The following is a 19,916-nucleotide window of genomic DNA, read 5'->3' as shown; positions in this document are numbered from 1 at the left end:
GCCGCAGCCGGCGGCCGGGATCGGATGATGATCGGCATAACCGAAAATCGCCGTGAGCGGGGACGTCTCGGCCATTAGGGTGCGCTCGTGGACACTCTGGAGAACTTCGTCATCACCAGGCGGCTGCGCGTTCCGGTCGACGCCCCGGCCGACTCCACATCTGGGTGGGGGGAGGTGGCCGCCCGCCAGCTCGACGCCGCGCTGCTGAGCGTCGGCTTCACCTGCTCGGCGGCGCTGCTCGAACGCCTGTCGCGGTTGCCCGGCGAGACCGTGGTCGATCTCGGCGTACGGATCCTGGCCGGCGTCCGCCGCCTGGTCGGCGACCATGTCCGGCACAACGCCTACTTCATCGACTTTCCCGCGAACGTGCCCGACACCCTGGAGTTCTGGGCCGGTCTGCTGCGCGAGGCGCTGCTCGACCCGGTCGCCGCCGCGCGCGTCCAGCCGTCCACGCTCGACCTGCTGACGCTGCCGGGCTACGGCCGCTACCAGCACGCGTACGCCGACCTGCTGGCCGCGCACGCCGAGCTGATCCCGCTCGCCGGGGACCGGGTGACCGTGCTGGAGCTGGGCGGGAGCCTGGAGTCCGAGGCGCGCGACCTCTACTTCTCGCTGGCGGGCGCGGAGACGCCGCTCGCCGCCGAGGACCTGGCGGCCCTGCGCACCCTGGCCGCGTTCTGCGCCGACCAGCCGGAGCGCGTCCCCGTTCGTGAGAACCGCGCCGTCATCAACGAGGTACGGCTGGCCGCCGGGCAGCCGCTGCTCGTCGACACGGTGACCGACGTGCTGCGGCTCGCCTGCGGCTGCTCCGGGGGCGACGTCACGCTGGCCACGCCCACCAGGTTCCGCTCGTTCCGCCGCGCCGAGCGCCGTGCCCTCCTGCGGGCCCTGGACGCCGTCGCCACCCCGGCCAAGCTCGGCGACGTGTCGCGGCACCGGGAGCAGTGGAAGCGGCTCGGCGAGCGGCTGCACCCCCACGAGTACCCGCAGTTCCCGCGTGCCGCCGGCGTGTTCGAGGTGGCCAGGGGCGTACGCGAGGCCGCCGGCTTCGACAGCCGCGTCGAGGCCGCCCTGTCGGCGGGCCGTACCGCCGACGCCGTCGAACTGCTGGAGAAGGCGCCCGGCGCGCTGCTGCGCCGCCTCGACCACCTGTTGCGTACCGGCGGCCGGTCCGGGCCGGCCGTACTCGACGCCGCGGAGCGCGCGGCGGCCGGCGCCTCCGGCCGCGTGCTGCTGTCCCTGCGCGAGCACCTGCAGAACCGGCTCGCCCCCGCCGCCGGCCGCGTCTTCGCCAACCGGTACGGCAGGGCGTGGGTGGCGTCCGACTCCCGCCCGCCGCTTGAGGAGGAGTTCCTGTCGCGGGCGCTCGCCGTCCTGGACGAGGAGATCGCCCGCCGCCTCCCCGACCCCGGCGAGCTGATCGTCGATCCCGGCGTGCTCGATGTCGCCCTGCCGCTGTCCGGCAAGGCCGTCGCGCCCGGGCTCGGCATGCTGCCCCGCGGCTCGCTCTCGCGGGTGGACGGCGAGCTGCTCAGATTCTTCGTTCACTGGCGCCAGGCCGGGCGGCGCACCGACTACGACCTGTCCGCGCTCATGCTCGACGCCTCCTACGACAACCCGACGCACATCTCGTGGACGAACTACGCCAACGGCTTCGCCACGTACTCCGGCGACCTCACCGAGGCGCCCGCGCCGCACGGCGCTTCGGAGTTCATCGACATCCGTCTCGCCGACGCGACCCAGCCGATCATCATCCCCGAGGTCAACGTCTACGCGGGTGAGCAGTTCCACGAGGCCGCCGAGGCGTTCTTCGGCTACATGACGCGGGACGCCGAGCAGGAGGGCCGGCCGTTCGAGCCGCGCACCGTACGCATGAAGTCCGACCTGCGCGGCTCCGGCCGGGTCGCGCTGCCGCTCGTCTTCCTCCGCGGTGACGACGGCGACTGGCGGGTGAAATGGCTGCACCTCTACCTGAAGGGGTTTCCCGGCTTCAACCAGGTCGAGGGCAACCGGGGCACCGCCTCCCTGCTGGTGCGCTCGATCGTGGAGCGCGACTACCTGCGGGTCCGCTACCTGGCCGACCTGCTGCGCGCGAAAGCGTCGCCGGCCGGGCACGCCACGTACATCGGGCTGGAGGCTCCGGAGGACCTGCCGGCGGGGTCGCGGGCGTACACGCCCGCGACGCTGCACGAACTGATCCCCGCCTGATACGGTGGCGACACTGCGAGGCCATGGGTGAGCTTCCTTCTTAACCCTAAAGAACCTAGTTCTCCCGCTTTCCTCGCGTTCCGGTCGTGAGGCCATTCGAGGGCTTCCTTCTTACCTGGTTCGAATCCAGGTAGGCCCCAGTGGGCCTACTGGTCTTCTAGCTCCCGAGCCTTCCTCACGACCGCACCATGGCCTCGTTCCGCCAGAGCGGCGATCCGCCGACCACCGCCTGGGCCGTTCACTCCCGATGCCTGCGCACCATGCCGGCGGCGAGGGGAGCCCCGGCGAAGTCACCGGCGGTGATCCGCGCCGCCACGGTCCGGCGGACAAGCCGGTCGGCCAGGCGTGGGGCGTGCCTGGCCACCGCCATCTCGACACGTCCGCGGGCGGTGGTCGCCACATCCCGCGGGGCGCGGCGCGCCGTCAGCGCGCGGGCGATCGCGTCGACCACGCCCTCCACGGGCTCCGGCCGGGACACCGCGTCGAGGGACAGGCCGGCCCGCCGGGTGCTGTCGTGGATCGGGCTGCGCACCATGCTCGGATAGATCGTCGTCACGCCGACGTGCGTCCCGACCTCGAGCCGGAGCGCGTCGGCGTAGGCGGCGAGCGCGCGCTTCGAGACGCCGTACGCGGCGGCGAGCGGCAGCGGCAGGACCGCCATCCGGGAGGCGACGAAGACCGCCCGCCCCCTCGCGCGCACCAGATGGGGCATGACCGCGGCCGTGACGCGCCAGGCGCCGACGAGGTTCAGCCGGAGCTGCGCGTCCACCTCCTCGTCGGGAGCGAGCTCGGCCGGGGCCGGCCCGCCGCGCCCGGCGTTGTTGACCAGCACGTCGACGCCGCCGAGGAGCGCGACAGCCTCGTCGACCGCGGCGTCCACGGACTCCTGGGACGTGATGTCGCAGGCGACGATCGGTACGCCGGAGTCCTCGGGGCACGCGACGTCCAGCCCGACCACCTGCGCGCCCTCCCTGACGAAGCGCTCGCTCATGGCCCGGCCGAAGGTGCCGGCCGCCCCGGTGACCAGGATCCTGCGTCCGGCCAGGCCGCCCCCGGAGGCGGGGCGCAGCTCCTTCTTCATGATCCGGAGGTACGCGTCGATGTCGATCCGCATGTGCGGGCGCCGCTCGCCCCAACGGGCCCGAGCGGCGGCGAGCTCCGCGGAGGCGATCCTCACGGCCGTGTCGGGCGCGGGCGGCCGGTACGTTCCGGCGCGGAGACCGGCCACCATCCGGGCCTGCGCTTCGACGACCGGCAGCGCCGACCCGGTGGACTGCATCAGCCCGACATAGCTGATGGACGTGTCGTCGACGGGGAGGACGTGGCGGTAGAGCAGCAGGCCCGCCGGATCGCCCGCCGTGTCAGCGTCGAGGAAGGGCACCACCGCGCGGTATCCGGTGCACCAGATGATGTGGTCGACCTCGTCCACCCGGCCGTCGGCGAAATGGACCCGCGACCCGTCGAACCGGGAGATGCCGTGCCGGGCGAGTACCTGCCCCGCGGCCACCAGCGCGGGTACGGAGTCGCTCAGGGTGGGGTGGTCCTGGAGCAGGCCCTCCCGGGGGGTGGGGAGACGTGGTCCCGCGGGCCTCCTGTCGAGGATCCGGAGCATGGTCTGCGAGATCGCCTGCCGCACCCGCCAGGGGAGCAGTGCGGCCAGTGCGCCGTTGAGCTGGTCGGAAGGACGGCCGAGCAGCCGTTTCGGGATCACCCAGACGCCTCGCCGGGCCGACAGCAGCACGGCCGAGGCATGGTCGGTCAGCTCCGAGGCGATGTCCATCGCGGAGTTGCCCGTACCGACCACGAGCACACGCTTTCCCGCGAACTCCTCCGGGGTGACGTAGCCGTGCGCGTGGGACTGGGTGCCGGTGAACGACCCGGGGTAGGGCGGGTCGGGGTAGCGCGGCACGTGGTTGTGGCCGTTGGCGACCACGAGATGCTCGACCACCTCACGGCTTCGCCCGTCCGGGCCGTCCAGGACCAGCTCCCACGACCCGTCGGGGGTGCGCCGCGCCGACTCGAGCGTCGTGCCGAACCGGAAGCGTTCGGCCACCCCGGAACGGTCGGCGTACGCGAGCAGGTATTCCAGCATCTGGGCGCGGGTCGGGTAGTCCGGCCACTCCTCCGGCATGGGGAAGTCGGAGAACTGTGTGCGCGGCTTGCTCGTGTTGAGGCAGAGCCCCTCGTAGGAGGCGGTGGCGTCGTCCAGCCGCCACAGGCCGCCGAGCCCGTCGGCGCGCTCGATGCCCAGCACGGGCACGTCCGCCTCGATCAGCGCCTTGACCGCGGCTATCCCGGCGGCTCCGCCGCCGACGACGGCGGTCATGCCCGGCTTCATGGGGTCCATCGCGCACCCTCCGATTAATCCATCGCCTGATGGAATTATTGGTGGGATGAGCCGTGCGCGCCAGGGGGTGCGTAGAGGAGATCGATGAGACGGTGGGCGTAGGCGCGGAACTCGCGCCTCTCGCGGGCGACGGCGACCGCCCCGGCTCCCGCGGCGGTCAGCGCCGCCACGTGGCCGTGCGCCGCCCACACGAGGCTCCGCACGGTGACGTGAGGGGTCGGCTCGCCGATGAGGCCGCGCGCGGCCGCGTCCAGCAGGGCCTGCTCGATCTCGTGGTAGATCGGCAGCGCGTACGCCTCGTCCAGTGGAGAGTGCCGGGTGGGGTCCAGCCAGCGGCGCAACCACAGGAACGTGGTGTGCGGATGCTCGTCCAGGAAGTCGACGAACGTGTCCACGAGGCGGTGCATGGCGCCGACCAGGTCGGAGTGCGACGCCGTGCGCGCCGCCTCCGCGACGGCGCGGACCGAGGGTTCGAGGGTCGCGCGCTCCAGCGCGAAGACCCGGGCGAAGCAGGCCTCGCACAGCTCCGCCTTGGACGGGAAGTGGTGGTGGACGCTGGAGACGTCGATCCCGACCTGCCCGGCGATGTCGCGCATGGAGACGCCGTCGAACCCGCGGACGGCGAAGAGCTCGGTCGCCTTCAGGAGGATGCGCTCGGGTGTGGCGGGTGCGGAAAGGTCACGTGGCGGCCGCCCGCGCCGGCGCGCGCGGGGCGCTCCGGCGTCTTCCTCGCTCGTCTCCATGACTCAAGTCTGGTCGCGCCCCCGCCGGGCGCGCAATCGATCGCTCGTTGGATTACCGGTCGCGCGTGCGAAGGTGGTCTTCTGCAGGTCGGCAACTATTGCGATTTTCGCAATCGCGAGCATAGGCTGCAGGTCATGGCAGGGGAGAAGACAGCAGCGCGAGTACGGCAACTGATCGCGGAAAGCGGTCTCACACAAGCCGAGTTCGCCGGAAGGGCCGGTTTCGACGCCTCCAAGATGTCGAAGTCGCTCTCGGGTGTCCGGCGATTCACGTCACTCGACCTCGCTCGGATCGCGGACCTCTGCGGAGTGACCGTCGACTGGCTCCTCGGTGCGGATCCCATCTCGCCGTCCCTGGCCGCACGAACGGCTGCATCCCCGTCGACCTCGGCTGACACCGCCATCCGCGAAGCCGAACGCCTCGCGCAGATGCGGGCCGACCTCGCGTTCCTCGGATTCCGGCAGGACGTGCCGAGGTTCGAGCTCGGTGGCGGGTCCTTCGTGGACCAAGGGACGCATCTCGCCGCCACCGCCGCCGAGCATGCTCTCAGTAGGGACGTAACGCTCTGGAAGTGCCGAGACCTCGCGGCAGCCGTTGAGACAGTGTTCGGAGTGGACGTCCGAGTGCACAAGCAGCCGGACGGATTCGACGGGCTCTCCTGGTCCGACGACGACTCCGCGCTGATCGTGGTGGGAACCTCCGAGGTTCCCGCCCGCCAGAGATTCACGATCGCGCACGAGTTGGGTCATCTCCTCGCGCGCGACGACCAGAAGCTCAACGTGGACGTGAACATCAACGACGCCGAGCACAAGAGGAAGCCGTCGGAGAAGCGTGCGAACGCGTTCGCCGCGGAACTTCTTCTCCCCGCACAGATGCTCCGGGAAGAAGCCGGCCGTACAAGGTGGAGCCGCCATGATTTCGCCGCGTTGACCTGTCGGTTGTGGGTCTCCCCAAGCACGCTCGCATGGCGATTGTTCAATCTCGACCTCATAGACCGCGGCCTCTGCGATTCCTTCCGCGGGATGACGGCAGGGGAGGCGGCGTCTCTCGCGGGGGAGTGGGAGTCCTTCGGCGAGTGGATCCAGAACGCGTCCCACACGCGGATCCCCGCTCCGCTGGTCCGCGACACCTTCCAGGCGTACGTCGAGAAGAAGTCCACACTCCGTCCGTTTGCGAACCTGCTCGACGTCGATACCGCCACGCTTCGACAGGCGATCAGCGGCACGAGAGAGGACTCTCCCCTCGCGTCATGACCTGGTACTGGTTTCCCGACAACACAGTGCTCTGCAACTTCGCCGTCGTCAGGAAGCTGCCGCTCCTGCGACAGATCTTGCGCGAGCGTGGTCGTTGGACCGAAGCGATCGCCTTCGAGGCGGACAGATCCGCGCGTTACTACCCCGACCTGCGGACGGTCGCCGTGGAGGGGTGGCTCGGGGAGCCGATCGAGATCGACATCGAGGAAGCGCATGTGGTTGAACGCGTGCGACGTGCGGTCTTCGGCGGCACGCGGCAGGAGCCGTTGAAGCATCTTGGTGAGGCGCAGACGTGCCATGTTATCCGGCATTGGCCCGAGTTCACCGGCGCGTACTGGATCACCGACGATTATGACGCCCAGGAGTATGCCCGAAACGTGGGAATCACGACACGAGATACCGCGGACCTGATCAGCGAGGGCGTGAGCGAGGGGTACTGCTCGCGGAACGACGGCTACAAGGTCCTTCAGCTCATGCGGCAAGAGGGCATGCACCTACGGGTTCCGCCCAACCAGGCACACCTGTAGCCATCCCGCCAGCCCGGCCACGTCAGGTAGGTCCATGGGGCCTATCGGCCTATCTAGCTCCCGAGCCTTCCTCGCGACCGCACCGGGGACTCTTTCCGCCAGGGCACGGAGATTCGCCGACGGACTGCGCGGGCTGCGCTGAGGCGGCCGCCGGTGAGAGGTCCCCTGAAGGTAGCCGGCGGTTGCCTGCGATGCTCGTTGTGGGGTAACCGGCCGATACGTTGGCCCGCATGGGATTGGCGGTATCGGTGGGGATCATCGCGGGGCTCGTCGGCCTCGACGATGAGGGCGTGGTGGAGTTCCAGTCGCGGCTGGACGGGTTGAGCGCGGCGCTGGCCGGCGAGGGCATCGTGTGGCGTGAGCCCGACGGTCCCCCTGGGGTGGGGATGCGCCCGCACATCGGCGGCTTCCCCTATTCCTTCCTGCACTACCTGCGGCGGGTGTTCGCGCTGGTCGACAACGACCAGCCGGTCACCCCGGCGCGCGGTGCGGACGACATCGACCGGGACCAGCGATGGGTCGAGTCGAGTTCCGTGCTGTTCGATTCGCATCTGCTGTGCCATTCCGACTGCGCGGGGTACTACGTGCCGGTCGATTTCGAGGATGTGGTGTTCCTGCCCGAGTCCTCGGGGGTCGACGGCGGCGGGATGGTCGGGTCGAGCGTGCGGCTGCTGCGCGAGCTGTGCCGATGCGCTCCAGCGCTCGGCATCCGCCTCGACCCGTCCGCCTCGGCGGCGGGAGCGGACGCCGGCGGTGTGCTGTCGGACGCGGAGGCGGCCCGCGTGTTCACCCTGCCGCTCGAGGACTTCGCCACCGAGACGATGGTGTGGTTGACGCTGTTCGAGGCGTGCAGAGTCAGCGTCCTCAGCGGCCACGCCATCGTCTTCCACTGAGCCCGTGGGATCAGTGGAATCAGGGGACGATGTAGTCCACGTAGCCGCCGTCGACGCGCAGCGCACCGCCGGTGGTCGCCGAGGCGTGGTCCGAGCTGAGGTAGACGACCATGGCGGCGATCTCGTCCGGCTCGATCAGGCGCTGGATCAGCGATCCCGGCCGGTGCCGCTTCATGAACTCGGTCTGGGCCCGATCCCAGGGCAGCTCGTCACCGACGAGGGCGCGGACGAAGTCCTCCACGCCCCCGGTGTGCGTCGGCCCGGCGATCACCGCGTTGACGGTCACGCCCGTACCGGCCATCGTCTTGGCGAAGCCCCGCGAAACACCGAGCAGCGCCGTCTTCGTCACGCCGTAGTGGACCATCTCCTCGGGGATCACCAGGGCGGAGTCGCTGGCCATGAACAGTGCCCGACCCCAGCCGCGGTCGCGCATTCCCGGCAGGTAGTGGCGCGTCAGCCGGATGGCCGACATGACGTTCACGTCCCAGAACCTCTGCCAGGTGGCGTCGTCGACCTCCAGCACCGGCCGTGGAGCGAAGATGCCGAGGTTGTTGACGAGGATGCCCACCGACGGCAGCCGATCGACGACCATGGCGGCCCCCTCCGGTGTGGACACGTCGGCCGCCACACCGTCGAGCCGCGTGCCCGGCGCCTGCTCCGCGCGTAGTTCCGCGACCACCGCCTCGACGCGTTCGGCGTCGCGACCGTTGATCACGGTGTGTGCGCCCGCAGCGGCCAGCCGCGCGGCGATCACGCGACCGATCCCCTGGGTCGATCCGCTGACGAAGGCCGTCCTGCCAGTGAGGTCGATCAGCATGGCCTCACTCCTACCCGGCACTGGAACGACGGCTCGCCGGGGCGAGGGGCGAGGCCCGATCCATGGCGAAAGTTTCCCGCCCGTTTCCGGTGGCCGGCGCTGGGACGCCCCGGTGACGTGGCGGGCGCCGCGGCCGCGTGGGCTGGAGACGGCGCCGATTCCGCGCCGGCGCCGTCTCCAGCCGTCATCGCTCAGGAGCTGTACGCCTCCAGCTCGGAGAGCTGCGCGGCCGCCCAACCGGTGTTGCCGGTGAACTCCAGGCGCAGGTGCCTGACCGTCGCCAAGGTCGGCAGCGTGATCGTCACCTCGTTGCCCGACGCCGGATCGAAGGTGTAGTCGGCGCTGTCCACGACCGTGTCGTACGTGGTGCCGTCGACGCTGGTCTGGACCGAGAGGGTCTGGGTGCGGGCGCCCCAGGCCGGGCTGGGCGGGAGGCGCAGCACGAGGCGCTTGACGCCGAGCGTGCCGCCCAGGTCGACGGTGATCGGCTGCGGCCAGGCGTGAGCCGGGCTCTCCCAGTAGCTGTTGGCCTCGCCGTCCACGGCCTTGGCGGGGACGTACGGCCCGTTGGCCTGCCCGATGGCGGCCTTGCCCAGCGCCAGGTTGGTGGGGGCGTCCGGCGGGAAGCCCTCGCTGTACACCTCGACCTCCGACAGCTGACCGGCGGGCCGAGCCGTGTTTCCGGTGAAGGACAGCCGGACCTTCCGGGTGAGGACCGGGCTGGACAGGCCGATCCTGACCATCCCTCCGGAGGCGGGGTCGAAGGTGTAGCCCTGGGTGGCGACCGCGGTGCTGTAGGTCTTGCCGTTGATGCTGGTCAGCACCGTGATGTTCTGGGTGCGGGCGGCCCACTCCTTACTCGGCGGCACCCGCAGGATCAGCCCCGCCACGCGCCGGGGCCGGTCCAGGTCCACGGTCAGTTCCCCGGGCAGGCCGCTGCTCTCCCAGTAGGTGTCCGGGTCGCCGTCGACGGCGTTGGCCAGGACGTAGCCCGGGTGCGAGTCGCCGGTGACCGGACGGCCGAGGGCCAGGTTCGCCGGGGCGCCGACTGCGGAGACCGCCCAGGTGGCACGCTGCGGCGGAGTCTGCTGCACCGCCTGCTCGCCCGAGGGCACCACGATCAGCTGGGTGATGGCGTTGACGAGCTGTTTGTCCCGGAACTCCCAGCGCTGCAGCTTGCTGCCGGCCGCGCAGGGCCGCAGCTCGACCTTCGTGCCCGGCTGCTGGTGCATGCGCGGATCGGTCACGTCACCCGGGTACGGCACGGCCAGGCACTGGCCGCCGGTCCAGTCGGAGATCGTGTAGTAGTTGTCGGCGGTCGCCGTCAGCTTCCAGACAGAGGGCTTCTTGCCGACGCCGGTGTAGGTCAGGTACGTGGAGCCGGAACCGAGGGTGTAGGTGCCGTCCGGGTAAGGGGTGCCCCGGCCCTGCTCCCAGCCGGGGGCGCGGCCGAGCGCGGCGACCCGGGCCTGGAAGGCGTCGAAGGTGGGCTCGGGATAGGTCGCCTGCCAGGTGAGCTGGGCGATGTACCGCGTCGGCCCGAACGCCTCGTCCTCGACCTCGCGCTCGGTCTGCGCCGCGGAGTAGTCCGGCCAGAGGCTGACCTTCGCGCCGGACAGTCCGGGCTGGTCGCCGACCTTGAGGTCTCCGGCGAACGTGGTGGGCATCCAGCGGTTGTCGTAGAGCCAGCGCGGGTTCATCCAGGAGCCGCCGCGGACCAGATAGAGCGCGCTGGTGCTGTTCATGACCTGGTGTCCCCGGTCCATGAGCTGCTGCGGGGAGAGCGTGCCGGCGAGCGTGGTCCAGTGCTCGACGACCACCCTGGAGTTGAGCTTCACCTTGGCGGTGGCGTGCAGGCCGTCGTTCCACATGCGCAGCCGCTTGCCGTGCTCGGCGGCGTACTCGTCCATCTGGTTGATCAGGTCGGTGACCAGGTCGTCGTACGTGGCCCCGGGCCCGAACTTCGCCTCGGCGGCCTGCTTGAGCTGCGGATAGTTGTCCGGGTTGCGGGCGAGCATGTACTCGTCCGAGCCGATGTGCCAGTCGGGCCCGAACAGGGGCGCGTAGGCGTCGATCATCTTCTTGTATGCGTCGAGCACGGCGGGCTTGCTGACGTCGACCCGCTCGTAGTCGACCTTGCCGTTCCGGTCCTTGAGCGCGATCTGGTCCTCGGTGAAGCCGGCGGGCGCCCGGAAGCCGAGCAGGTTGATCTCGGGGGACACCGCGACGTGGTACTTGTCGGCCAGCGCGACGACCTGGCGGATCTCCTCGGGGGTGTACCAGGCCCAGTCGGTCGTGGGCATGGTCTCGTCCCTGACGTAGACCACCCAGGTGAGGTGGTTGAGCTTGACGTACGCCATGTCCCTGATCAGGCGTTCCAGCGCGGCCATGGAGTGCTTGACCCGGCACGAGCACAGCGTGACCCCGCGCTCGCCGTACTTCGGGGTGTCCTGGACGGTGCCCCCGGGCAGCGTGGCGCCCTGGTGCAGCATCTGCAGCAGCGTCCGCGTGCCGTTGAACACGCCGAGCTCCGAGAAGCCGACGATCCGCACCCGGTCGGTGATGGAGATCGTGTATCCCTCGGCGCCGAGCGCGCTCTGGCCCGGGTCGATCGCGAGCGACACGTCACCCGCGTTTCCGGAGGGCTGGGTGACGGGCGCGCGGCCCGCGGGAGGCCGGCCCGCCGCGGTCAGGTCCTCTACCAGGGTCCGGGCCACCTGCTGCACGGCGGGCGAACCGGTCTCGGCGACGACCCGGGTGCTCGCGGTGTAGCTGTACGAGCCGGAGCCGGCGGTCCAGGACGAGGGCGAGGGGATCAGCTTGAGTGGATCGGCCACGGCCTCCGCCGCGACCGCGGCGGCGGGCGCGGGGACCGTGAGCGGCCCCGCCATCAGCCCCGCGGCGAGTAGAAGGGACGAAAGGAGTCGCAAGGGGGGTGTGCTCCTTACTTGAGCGCGCCAGCGGTGAGGCCGCGCTGGATCTGACTTTGGAAGAGCGTGTAGACGATCATCACGGGGAGGATCGCCGTGCTGAGCGCGGCGAACAGCGCGGCCCAGTCCGCGTCGTAGCCGGCGGCGGTGGAGATCTCGGCGATGCCCTGGGTGAGGACCCACTTGTCCCTGGCCCCGCTGAGCAGCACGAGCGGGAGCTGGTACTGGTTCCACTGGCCGAGCACGTTGAAGATCGTGATGCTGATCAGACCCGGCTTGGCCATCGGCAGCATGATCCGGAAGAACACCCGGGCGTGCGAGGCTCCGTCCACGAACGCCGCCTCGGCCACGGCCGTGGGCAGCGTGCGGAAGAACGAGGCCAGGAAGAACACGGTGAACGGCAGTGAGTAGGCGATGTAGACCAGGACCAGGCCGCCGTGGGTGTTCAGCCCGAGGAACGGGACGGCCCGCCCCACGTTCTGCACGACGAAGAAGAGCGGGGTGAGCGCCAGGTAGGTCGGGAACGCCATGCCGGAGACGAACAGCAGGTACAGCGGCCGGTTGCCGCGGAAGGGGTAGCGGGCCAGCACGTACGCGGCCATGGCACCGAACAGCATCGTGCCGAACGTGCTGAGGGACACGACGACGATGCTGTTGAGCATGTACTGCCCGATGTGCGCCTGCTCCCAGGCCCGGAGGTAGTTGTCGAACCTCGGGACGGCGGGCAGCGACCAGGCGTTGCCGAAGATCTCGTCCTCGGTCTTCACCGACGCCAGGAAGGTCCAGGCGATCGGCACGACCGTGAGGACGAGCCAGGCCAGCAGGGCGAGATGGCTCAGTCTGCGATACATCAGAACTCGATCCGTTCGCGCCGTGACAGCCGGAGGGTCAGCGCCGAGAAGCCGATCGTGAAGAAGAACAGCACGACGCCCATGGCCGAGGCGTAACCGAACTTGAAGTACTCGAAGGCGTTGCGGTAGACCTCGGCGGCGATCACCGTGGTGGAGGAGTCGGGACCGCCCCGCTCCGCCGTCATCACCCAGACGATCGCGAACGCGTCCATCGCGGTGATGCCCAGGTAGACCCAGCCCGTCTGGACGGTGTCACGCAGCAGCGGCAGGGTGATCCGGAAGAAGATCCGCGCCCGGCTCGCCCCGTCCATCTCCGCCGCCTCGACCACCTCGGCCGGGATCGAGGCCATGCCCGCGGTGAACAGCACCACGTAGAAGCCGACCGCCTGCCAGATCAGGACGCCGAGTACGGCCCAGAAGGCCACCGACGTGTCGGAGAGGAAGCCGATCGGCTCCAGCCCCAGCGCCACCAGCGGTGCGTTGAGCATGCCGCTCGCGTCCGGCCGGAACACCTGCTGGAACAGCACCGCGACGACGACGACCGAGAGCACCTGGGGGAAGAAGAACACGACCCGGTAGAACCGGTGGCGCTGGGTGAGGAAGGCGATCACCAGCGCCAGGGACACCGTGACGGAGGGGAGCAGCACCAGCAACAGGGCGTTGTGCCAGAGGGCCTTAAGGAAGACCCTGTCGCCGGCCAGCCTGGCGAAGTTGTCCAGGCCGACGAACCGGGGACTGGCGCTGACCCCGCGCCAGTCCGTGAGCGCGATGTAGAACGCCTGGCCGTATGGGGCGATCACGTAGACCAGGTAGAGCGTCACCGGGATGGCGAGGAACCCGATGATGAAGCGTGTTCTGCCGCTGGTCATCGGGTGAATGTCCGCACGGAGGAGTCCGACTTGATCTCCGCGGCCTTCTTGTCGATCCGCTCCGCCCACGCGTCCACGGCGAGCTTGCCCGCCATGAGCTGGCCGGTGGCGGCGACCACTTCGTCCTCAAGCGGCTTGTACCAGGAGTTGAACAGGAAGTAGACCGTGTTGTCCCCGGCCGCGTCCAACGCCTTGGCCGCGCTGGCCAGGCCCGGCTTGAGCGAGCGGCCCTCGGTCGCCCCCTTCACGATGGTGAGGGTGGAGACCAGCTCGGTGAACCGGCCGGCGCCCTCCTTGGACAGCATCACCCGCAGGTATTCCAGCCCCGCGCCGACGTTGGCCGACTTGGCCGACACCACGTACGGCTCGCCCGGCTGGGCGTGCAGGGTGCCGTACGGCAGGGCGTCGGACGGGGAGAAGTCGGGCAGCGGGAACATCGCGTACCCGAAGTCGGCCGGGGTGGCGTCCTTCTGCTCGTTCTCCAGCCACGATCCGCAGGGCAGCATCGCGACCTGGTACTTGTTGTGCGCGGTCTGGGTCTGCACGTGGTCCAGGCCGGCGGTGCCGGACAGCAGGTAGGGCTGCAGGTCGGCGAAGGCCTTGGCCGCCTGCTTGACCGGCTCGGCGGTCCACGCGCCGGGCTCCAGGTTGTCGATGCGCTTGAGCACGTCGGCGCCGCCGATCTTGGCGGCCAGGGTCAGGATCGTCTCGTAGATGTAGAAGGGGTACTTGCCGGCGAAGGTGAACGGTGCGGCCTTGCCGGACTTCTTGATCGTCTCGCAGAGTGCGATGAAGTCGGCCCAGGTCTTCGGCACCTGCCAGCTGTTCTCCTCGAACAGCTTGGTGCTGTACCAGATGCCCCAGACCGTGTTCACGTAGTTGATCACGCGGGGGACGCCGTCGTACGAACCCTGGGCGATCGCGCCCGGGTCGACGACGTCGCGCACCTTCTTGGACGGGTCGTCCCAGCTCGGCGCGTCGAGCAGCGGGGTCAGGTCGGCGAGCTGGCTGTCCTGGACCAGCGCGCCGAGGTCCATCTTGCCGTCGCCCGAGTTCATCACCAGCTCCGGCGGGTTGCCGCCGGCGAACCTCGGCTGCAGCGCCTTGCCGACCTCCTTGGCCGCGTTGTGCTTGATCTCCAGGCCGGCATACCTGCTCTTGAGCATCGGCTCGTGGATGTCCCGGGCGTACGCGTCGCCGAAGCCGCCGTCGAAGATCCAGACCTCGAGCGGCCGGTCAAGGGCGACGCCCAGCGGGTTGGTGGAGCTGGTCGGGACGGGGGCCGCCGGCGAGCCGCCGGAGGCGACCGGCTGCGCGCAGGCGTTCAGTGCGGGCAGCGCGAGCCCGGCGAGGACGGCGGTACGCAGCATGTCGCGGCGGGTGAGGTTCTTCATGGGGGGATCGCTCCTTGTCAGGCGCCACGGCGGATGCGGCCCGCGTAACGCGCCTCGATCGCGTGGTTGTGCTCGTCGCCGCCGGCCATGTTGGCCGAGAGGTAGACGGGAGGTTCCTGGCCTCGGTCGAGCAGGTCGGCGACCACCTGCTCGACCACCAGCTGGGCGAGCAGTGCCGAGGTGATGGTGGAGACGGCGCCGAAGGCGCCGCCGCCGGGCAGCGGCAGCACCGCGTCGCCGTAGGGGGCGAGGTTGTCCAGGACCACATCGGCGAGGTCCATGAGCTTGCGCCCCGAGGCGTGCCGCGAGGTCATGCGGCTGCTGTGCGCCACGGAGGTGATGGCGATGAGCGGGTGGCCGCGTTCCTTGACCAGCGTGGCCAGCTCGACCGTGGAGCCGTTCACGCCGGAGTTGGAGATCATCACGAAGACGTCCTGCGGCTCGACCGGAGCCAGTTCGTAGACGCGATGGGCGACCTCGGGGTCACGCTCCAGCTCGGGGGTGAGGATGTCGGGCGAGGCCCCGCCGTACTGGACCAGGTCCCTGGGCGTGAGCCGGTTGGTCGGCACCAGGCCGCCCGCGCGCCCGGCGATCTCCATCGCGATCGCCTCGGAATGGCCGGTGCCGAACGCCTGGATCACGCCGTCCCTGCTGAGGGAGTCGACGAGCAGGTCGGCGGCGGCGCGTACGGCCGCGGCCTGGCTCTCGATCACCTCGTCCATCAGGGCGCCGATGCGCTGGGCGTACAAGAAGATCAGTTCCTTTCGACTCGGTGACCTTCGAGCGCCTGGATCGTGCGCCGGAAGGCTTCGTTGGTGCGTTCGTAGGTGCGCTGGGCGACCGCGATGAAGAGCGTGTCCAGCACGAACATCTGGGAGTGCACGGCCGAGAGGCTGACCGGGCGCAGCGCCACCTCGCGGCTGCCGGTGATCAGCGTGTGGTCGGCCAGTGTCGCGAGCGGGGAGCGCGGGAACGAGGTGACCGCGACGGTGGTCGCTCCGTGGTCGCCCGCTTCCCCCACGATCTCCAGGACCTCGCTGGTGCGGCCCTGGTGGGAGACGCCGATGACGACGTCACCCGGCCGCAGCATGGCGGCGTCGGCCAGCGCCTCGTGCGGGTCGGCGTGCGCCCAGCAGGACAGTCCGATCCGGCGCATGTGGCCGCCGATGAACTGGGCCACGAGGCCGCTGGACGAGGAGCCGAACAGCATTACCCGGCCGGCCGCGACGATGGCGTCGGCGACCGCGGCGACGGTGTCCGCCTCCAGCTGAGCGGCGGTCTCCTGGATGAGGCGGGTGTCCGCGGCGGCCACCGACTGGATCACGTTCGCCACCGGATCGTCGGGGCCGATCTCGTGGCCGACCGCGACGTCCCACTTGGCCTGCTCGGCACGGCCGGTCTCGGTGGCCAGCGCCACCCGCAGCTCCGCGAAGCCGGCGAAGCCGAACTGGCGGCAGAAGCGGGTCACCGCGGCGGGTGAGGTGCCGCTCCGCTCGGCCAGCGCCGGGCTGGTGTCCCTGGTCGCCGCGCCGGGATCGGCGAGTATCGTCTGCCCGATCCGGCGCAGCGCCTCGGGTAATTGGTCCAGCTCGGCCTGGATCCGACCAACGATCATGATAGAACCTTTCACTTCGGCGAAGTGATGATGAAAATTAGTATTGCCCAAAGGAGGCGTCAAGCCCCAAGATTTCGGACATGGACCTGGTTCTCGGCATCGACGCCGGCGGCACATCGTCCCGTTGCGCGGTCCGTACCCTCAACGGCGACCCCGTCGGCTACGGACGTTCCGGGGGTGGCAACCCCACGGCGCACGGCGCGGCCACCGCGCGGTCGAACCTCGCGTCGGCGGTGCGGCAGGCGCTGGGCGCCTGCGACCCGGCGCGGGTACGCGCGGCCGTGGCCGGAGTGGCCGGGTTCGGGACCACCCCCGGCGACCTGGCCGAACTCTGGTCCGCGCTGGGGCTCGCCGTGTCACCCCGCGTCGTGGGGGACGCCGAGATCGCCTTCAGCGCCGGAACGGCGGCCCCCTCGGGCACGGTGCTGATCTCGGGCACCGGAGCGATCGCGGCGGCCGTCGCGAACCGCTCGCTCGCCGCCGTCGCCGACGGGTACGGCTGGCTGCTCGGCGACACGGGATCCGGTTTCTGGCTCGGCCGCCAGGCGGTCGGCAGGGTGCTCGACACCCTGCGCCACGGGGCGCCGCCGTACGGGCAGCTGGTGGAGTCCGTGGCCGACCGGCTGCTGGGAACCGGGGAGGAACCGCTCGGCCCGGGTGTGGTGGACCGGGTGATCCGGGCGGTCCACGCCCGCGCGCCCCTGGCGCTCGCCGAGCTGGCGCCGCTCGTCACCGCCGCAGCCGAGGCCGGGGACGCCGTCGCCGCGCGTCTGGTCACGCAGGCGGCCGGACATCTGGTCGACACGGTCTCCCGGGTGCGGGAGAAGGACGCGACCAGCCCGATCGTGCTGGCGGGGAGCGTGCTGACCGGGGGCGGCCCGGTCGGCCACGCCGTACGGGACCTGCTGGCCCGGCGCTGGGACGCCCCGGTGACGGTGGCGGGCGACGCGGCCTGCGCCGCCGCGTGGCTGGCCGCCCGGGACCTGGTGCCCGACCCCGACGCCCTGCACGCCCGGATCATGCGGCCCTGATCGCCACTCGCCCGACCGTGAATTGTCACCGCTGTCCTCTAGCCTCCCGATCAATCGATCAGGCCGGTCTTATCTGGAGAAGGCGGACATGACTTACCTTGAGCTGTCGGAGGACGGCGGCGGAGCGCACAAGTTCTACGAGACCGTCGTCTCCGGAACGCGGGTGACCATCACCTACGGGCGCATCGGCGAGACGGGGCAGATCAAGGTCACCGACTTCCCCACAGTGGAGAAGGCGCGGGCCGCGGCGACCAAGAAGATCAACGAGAAGATGCGCAAGGGCTACGCCCCGGCGGTGCGCGGCGTGCGCCAGCGCAGGGCGGTCACCCGCAGGACCATCGCGAGCACCCGTTCCACCGCCCGGCAGGCGCCGGTCCTGTGGCGCTTCGACAGCGGCGCCTCCGCCTTCGGCATCTTCGTGGACGAGGAGCGCTGCTGGGTCGGCAACCAGCGCGGCGACGTGTACACCGTCACCCACTCCGGCACCGTGACCGGTCGCTTCCGCCTGCCGGACGGCGTCAAGTGCATCGTGGCCGACGACTTCTGGATCTACGCGGGCTGCGACGACGGCAAGGTGTACGACCTGAGCGGCAAGGTACCGAGGGCGGCCTACGAGATCGCCGCCGACGTGGACATCTACTGGCTCGACATCCATGACGGCATCCTCGGCGTCTCCGACCGGGCCGGACGGATCACCACGATCGACTACGAGGACGAGTTCCAGTGGGCGCGTACGGGCCAGGGGGACTACGCCTGGATGGTCCGGTGCGACGAGGACGCGGTCTACCACGGCCACTCCGGCGGCGTGGCGCGCTATGACGCCTCCGACGGCGCCCTCGTCTGGCAGACCCCGTCGGCGGACCATGTGCTGTTCGGCTGGCAGGAGGAGGACGCGGTCTACGCCGCGACCGCCCGCCGTACCGTCCACCGCCTGGCCAAGAGCGACGGCCGCGTCGAGGCCGTGTACCGGTGCGATGGGCCCGTCTACTCCTGCGCGACCTCGCCCAGTGGCCGCTACGTCTTCGCCGGCGACAGCCACTCCTCGGTGTACTGCTTCGCCGCGTCGGGGGAGCGGCTGTGGAAGCTCGCCACCGGCTGCGGATCGGCCTTCTCCATGCAGTTCCGCGACGACCGCCTCTACATCGTCACCACCGACGGCACCCTGGCCTGCATCGACGCGAGCGAAGCGGCGATCGCCGCCGCGTGCGCGGGCACGGTGCCCGAGCCCGTCGACGTCAAGGCCGCCGCGTCGCTTCCGGTGGTGGAGCCTTCGGTCGTACTGGAGACGGTCACGCACGCCGGCGACGGCGTGGTCGTGGAGTGCGTACGCGAGGGCGAGCGGTTGCGCGTCCGCGTGGTCAGCCCCGGCTTCGAGACCTGGAACGTGCAGTTCCCCAAGGAGATCCGCGAGGCCGGCGCCCGCTACCTTGTCGAGGGCGTACGCCCCTCCGGCCGGGGCGGCTTCTACCGCACGTACGGCGAGATCAGGCGGCTCCTTTAGCGGATGCCCACCTACCAGCGCACTCCGCCCGAGGTATCGGATGATTTGCCTGGTAAACATGGGATATGCGGCGCAGCCCGTCACATCCGGCTGACGCCGAGGACGGGAGTGACACGGGACGGGGGCCGCGTGCGTGCGAATGAGACGGGACGAACGGTCACGTCACGTGTCCTGTCGATCCTCGAAGCCTTCGAAACCCACGGGCCGAGCCTGTCGCTGTCGCAGCTGGCGGAGCTGACCGGCCTGCCGGTCTCCACGGCGCACCGGCTCCTGGGCGAACTGCACGCATGGGGAGCCCTCGCGCGCGACGAACAAGGGCGTTACCAGGTCGGTTTGCGCCTGTGGGAGCTGTCGCAAAGCGCGGGCAGACGGCTGCGCGACACCGCGCGGCCCTATCTGCAGGACCTGTTCTCGCTCACCCAGGAGACGTCGCACATCGCGATCCGTGAAGGCAACGAGGCGTTGTACGTCGACCGGGTCTACAGCTCCAAGCGGGTGCCGCGAGCGTCCCGCATCGGCGGGCGGCTGCCGCTCCACGCGACGGCCGTCGGCAAGGTGCTGCTGGCCCACGAGGAGCCGTGGTTTCGCGAGGCCTATCTCCAGGGCGACCTGGAGGCGCGGACGAGGCGGACGCACATCGATCCGGCGGCCCTGGCCGATGAGCTGGGGCAGATCGCCGAGCAGGGGTACGCCGTCACGCTGGAGGAGGCTCGCGCGGGCGCCTGCTCCATCGCGGTGCCGGTCGCGGGGCGATCCGATCATGTCGAGGCGGCGGTGGGCCTGGTCCTGCTGTCGACGCAGTGCAAGACGCTGACCCGGCACCTGCCGGTCCTGCGCGGGGTGGCGTCCCGCATCGAGGCGGCCATCGCCCGCTATCCGTCCGGGTATCTGCGGCAGCGCGGCTGACCGGTTCCGGGACGCGGCCGCGCCGGCTCC

16 protein-coding genes are annotated in these 19,916 nt (G+C 70.5%); 7 read left to right on the top strand and 9 right to left on the bottom strand.

Annotated features, from left to right (window positions below; all coding sequences use genetic code 11):
- Positions 1-87: 87 nt before the first annotated feature.
- A complete protein-coding gene (locus tag ACQP1V_RS32765) occupies positions 88-2,208 on the top strand; it encodes a hypothetical protein (RefSeq protein ID WP_433413993.1) in 2,121 nt (706 codons plus the stop codon).
- Between the two features lie 238 nt (positions 2,209-2,446).
- On the opposite strand, the gene ACQP1V_RS32760 is transcribed toward ACQP1V_RS32765, so the two are convergent.
- Positions 2,447-4,555: an SDR family NAD(P)-dependent oxidoreductase gene (locus tag ACQP1V_RS32760; RefSeq protein WP_433413991.1), complete on the bottom strand. Its 2,109-nt coding sequence runs from the start codon at positions 4,553-4,555 to the stop codon at positions 2,447-2,449.
- 35 nt (positions 4,556-4,590) lie between these two features.
- Positions 4,591-5,298, bottom strand: coding sequence for a TetR/AcrR family transcriptional regulator (locus ACQP1V_RS32755; protein ID WP_433413989.1), 708 nt, complete (start codon positions 5,296-5,298; stop codon positions 4,591-4,593).
- A 135-nt stretch (positions 5,299-5,433) separates the two neighbouring features.
- Here ACQP1V_RS32755 and ACQP1V_RS32750 point away from each other — a divergent pair, with 135 nt between their 5' ends.
- The 3 genes from ACQP1V_RS32750 to ACQP1V_RS32740 all read left to right on the top strand — a co-directional run bounded on the left by ACQP1V_RS32750 (position 5,434) and on the right by ACQP1V_RS32740 (position 7,972).
- Positions 5,434-6,552: a helix-turn-helix domain-containing protein gene (locus tag ACQP1V_RS32750; protein WP_433413987.1), complete on the top strand. Its 1,119-nt coding sequence runs from the start codon at positions 5,434-5,436 to the stop codon at positions 6,550-6,552.
- Complete coding sequence (locus tag ACQP1V_RS32745; protein WP_433413985.1) at positions 6,549-7,079, top strand: hypothetical protein; 531 nt, start codon at positions 6,549-6,551, stop codon at positions 7,077-7,079. The genes ACQP1V_RS32750 and ACQP1V_RS32745 overlap by 4 nt, the downstream gene beginning before the upstream one ends.
- Positions 7,080-7,309: 230 nt before the next feature.
- Positions 7,310-7,972, top strand: a complete 663-nt coding sequence (locus tag ACQP1V_RS32740; protein ID WP_433413983.1) for a hypothetical protein — start codon at positions 7,310-7,312, stop codon at positions 7,970-7,972.
- Positions 7,973-7,991: 19 nt separating this feature from the next.
- On the opposite strand, the gene ACQP1V_RS32735 is transcribed toward ACQP1V_RS32740, so the two are convergent.
- From ACQP1V_RS32735 to ACQP1V_RS32705, 7 genes are all read right to left on the bottom strand, one after another.
- Complete coding sequence (locus ACQP1V_RS32735; RefSeq protein ID WP_433413981.1) at positions 7,992-8,789, bottom strand: SDR family NAD(P)-dependent oxidoreductase; 798 nt, start codon at positions 8,787-8,789, stop codon at positions 7,992-7,994.
- Positions 8,790-8,980: 191 nt separating this feature from the next.
- On the bottom strand, positions 8,981-11,719 hold the full coding sequence (locus tag ACQP1V_RS32730) for a discoidin domain-containing protein (protein WP_433413979.1): 2,739 nt from the start codon (positions 11,717-11,719) through the stop codon (positions 8,981-8,983).
- Between the two features lie 14 nt (positions 11,720-11,733).
- Complete coding sequence (locus ACQP1V_RS32725; RefSeq protein WP_433216825.1) at positions 11,734-12,570, bottom strand: carbohydrate ABC transporter permease; 837 nt, start codon at positions 12,568-12,570, stop codon at positions 11,734-11,736.
- Positions 12,570-13,439 (bottom strand): carbohydrate ABC transporter permease, encoded by an 870-nt coding sequence (locus ACQP1V_RS32720; RefSeq protein ID WP_433413977.1) that lies wholly within the window; start codon positions 13,437-13,439, stop codon positions 12,570-12,572. The genes ACQP1V_RS32725 and ACQP1V_RS32720 overlap by 1 nt, the downstream gene beginning before the upstream one ends.
- Positions 13,436-14,833: an N-acetylglucosamine/diacetylchitobiose ABC transporter substrate-binding protein gene (gene ngcE, locus ACQP1V_RS32715; protein ID WP_433413975.1), complete on the bottom strand. Its 1,398-nt coding sequence runs from the start codon at positions 14,831-14,833 to the stop codon at positions 13,436-13,438. Before ngcE ends, ACQP1V_RS32720 begins: the two co-directional genes overlap by 4 nt.
- A 17-nt stretch (positions 14,834-14,850) precedes the next feature.
- A complete protein-coding gene (locus ACQP1V_RS32710; protein WP_433413973.1) occupies positions 14,851-15,582 on the bottom strand; it encodes a sugar isomerase domain-containing protein in 732 nt (243 codons plus the stop codon).
- Positions 15,583-15,587: 5 nt separating this feature from the next.
- The gene (locus tag ACQP1V_RS32705; RefSeq protein WP_433413971.1) at positions 15,588-16,448 is read right to left on the bottom strand and encodes a MurR/RpiR family transcriptional regulator; all 861 of its coding nucleotides are present in this window, start codon (positions 16,446-16,448) and stop codon (positions 15,588-15,590) included.
- Positions 16,449-16,528: 80 nt separating this feature from the next.
- On the opposite strand from ACQP1V_RS32705, the gene ACQP1V_RS32700 reads away from it, so the two are divergent.
- The 3 genes from ACQP1V_RS32700 (at position 16,529) to ACQP1V_RS32690 (ending at position 19,886) form a co-directional block, all read left to right on the top strand.
- A complete protein-coding gene (locus tag ACQP1V_RS32700; RefSeq protein ID WP_433413969.1) occupies positions 16,529-17,479 on the top strand; it encodes an N-acetylglucosamine kinase in 951 nt (316 codons plus the stop codon).
- A gap of 88 nt (positions 17,480-17,567) precedes the next feature.
- Entirely contained in the window at positions 17,568-18,980 is a 1,413-nt protein-coding gene (locus ACQP1V_RS32695; RefSeq protein WP_433413967.1) for a WGR domain-containing protein, read from the top strand.
- A 129-nt stretch (positions 18,981-19,109) separates the two neighbouring features.
- Positions 19,110-19,886, top strand: coding sequence for an IclR family transcriptional regulator (locus tag ACQP1V_RS32690; protein WP_433413965.1), 777 nt, complete (start codon positions 19,110-19,112; stop codon positions 19,884-19,886).
- Positions 19,887-19,916 lie beyond the last annotated feature (30 nt).

The sequence above is a fragment of the Microtetraspora malaysiensis genome (assembly GCF_050947145.1).
Lineage (GTDB): Bacteria > Actinomycetota > Actinomycetes > Streptosporangiales > Streptosporangiaceae > Microtetraspora_A > Microtetraspora_A malaysiensis.
This window is presented reverse-complemented; position numbering and strand designations above follow the sequence as displayed.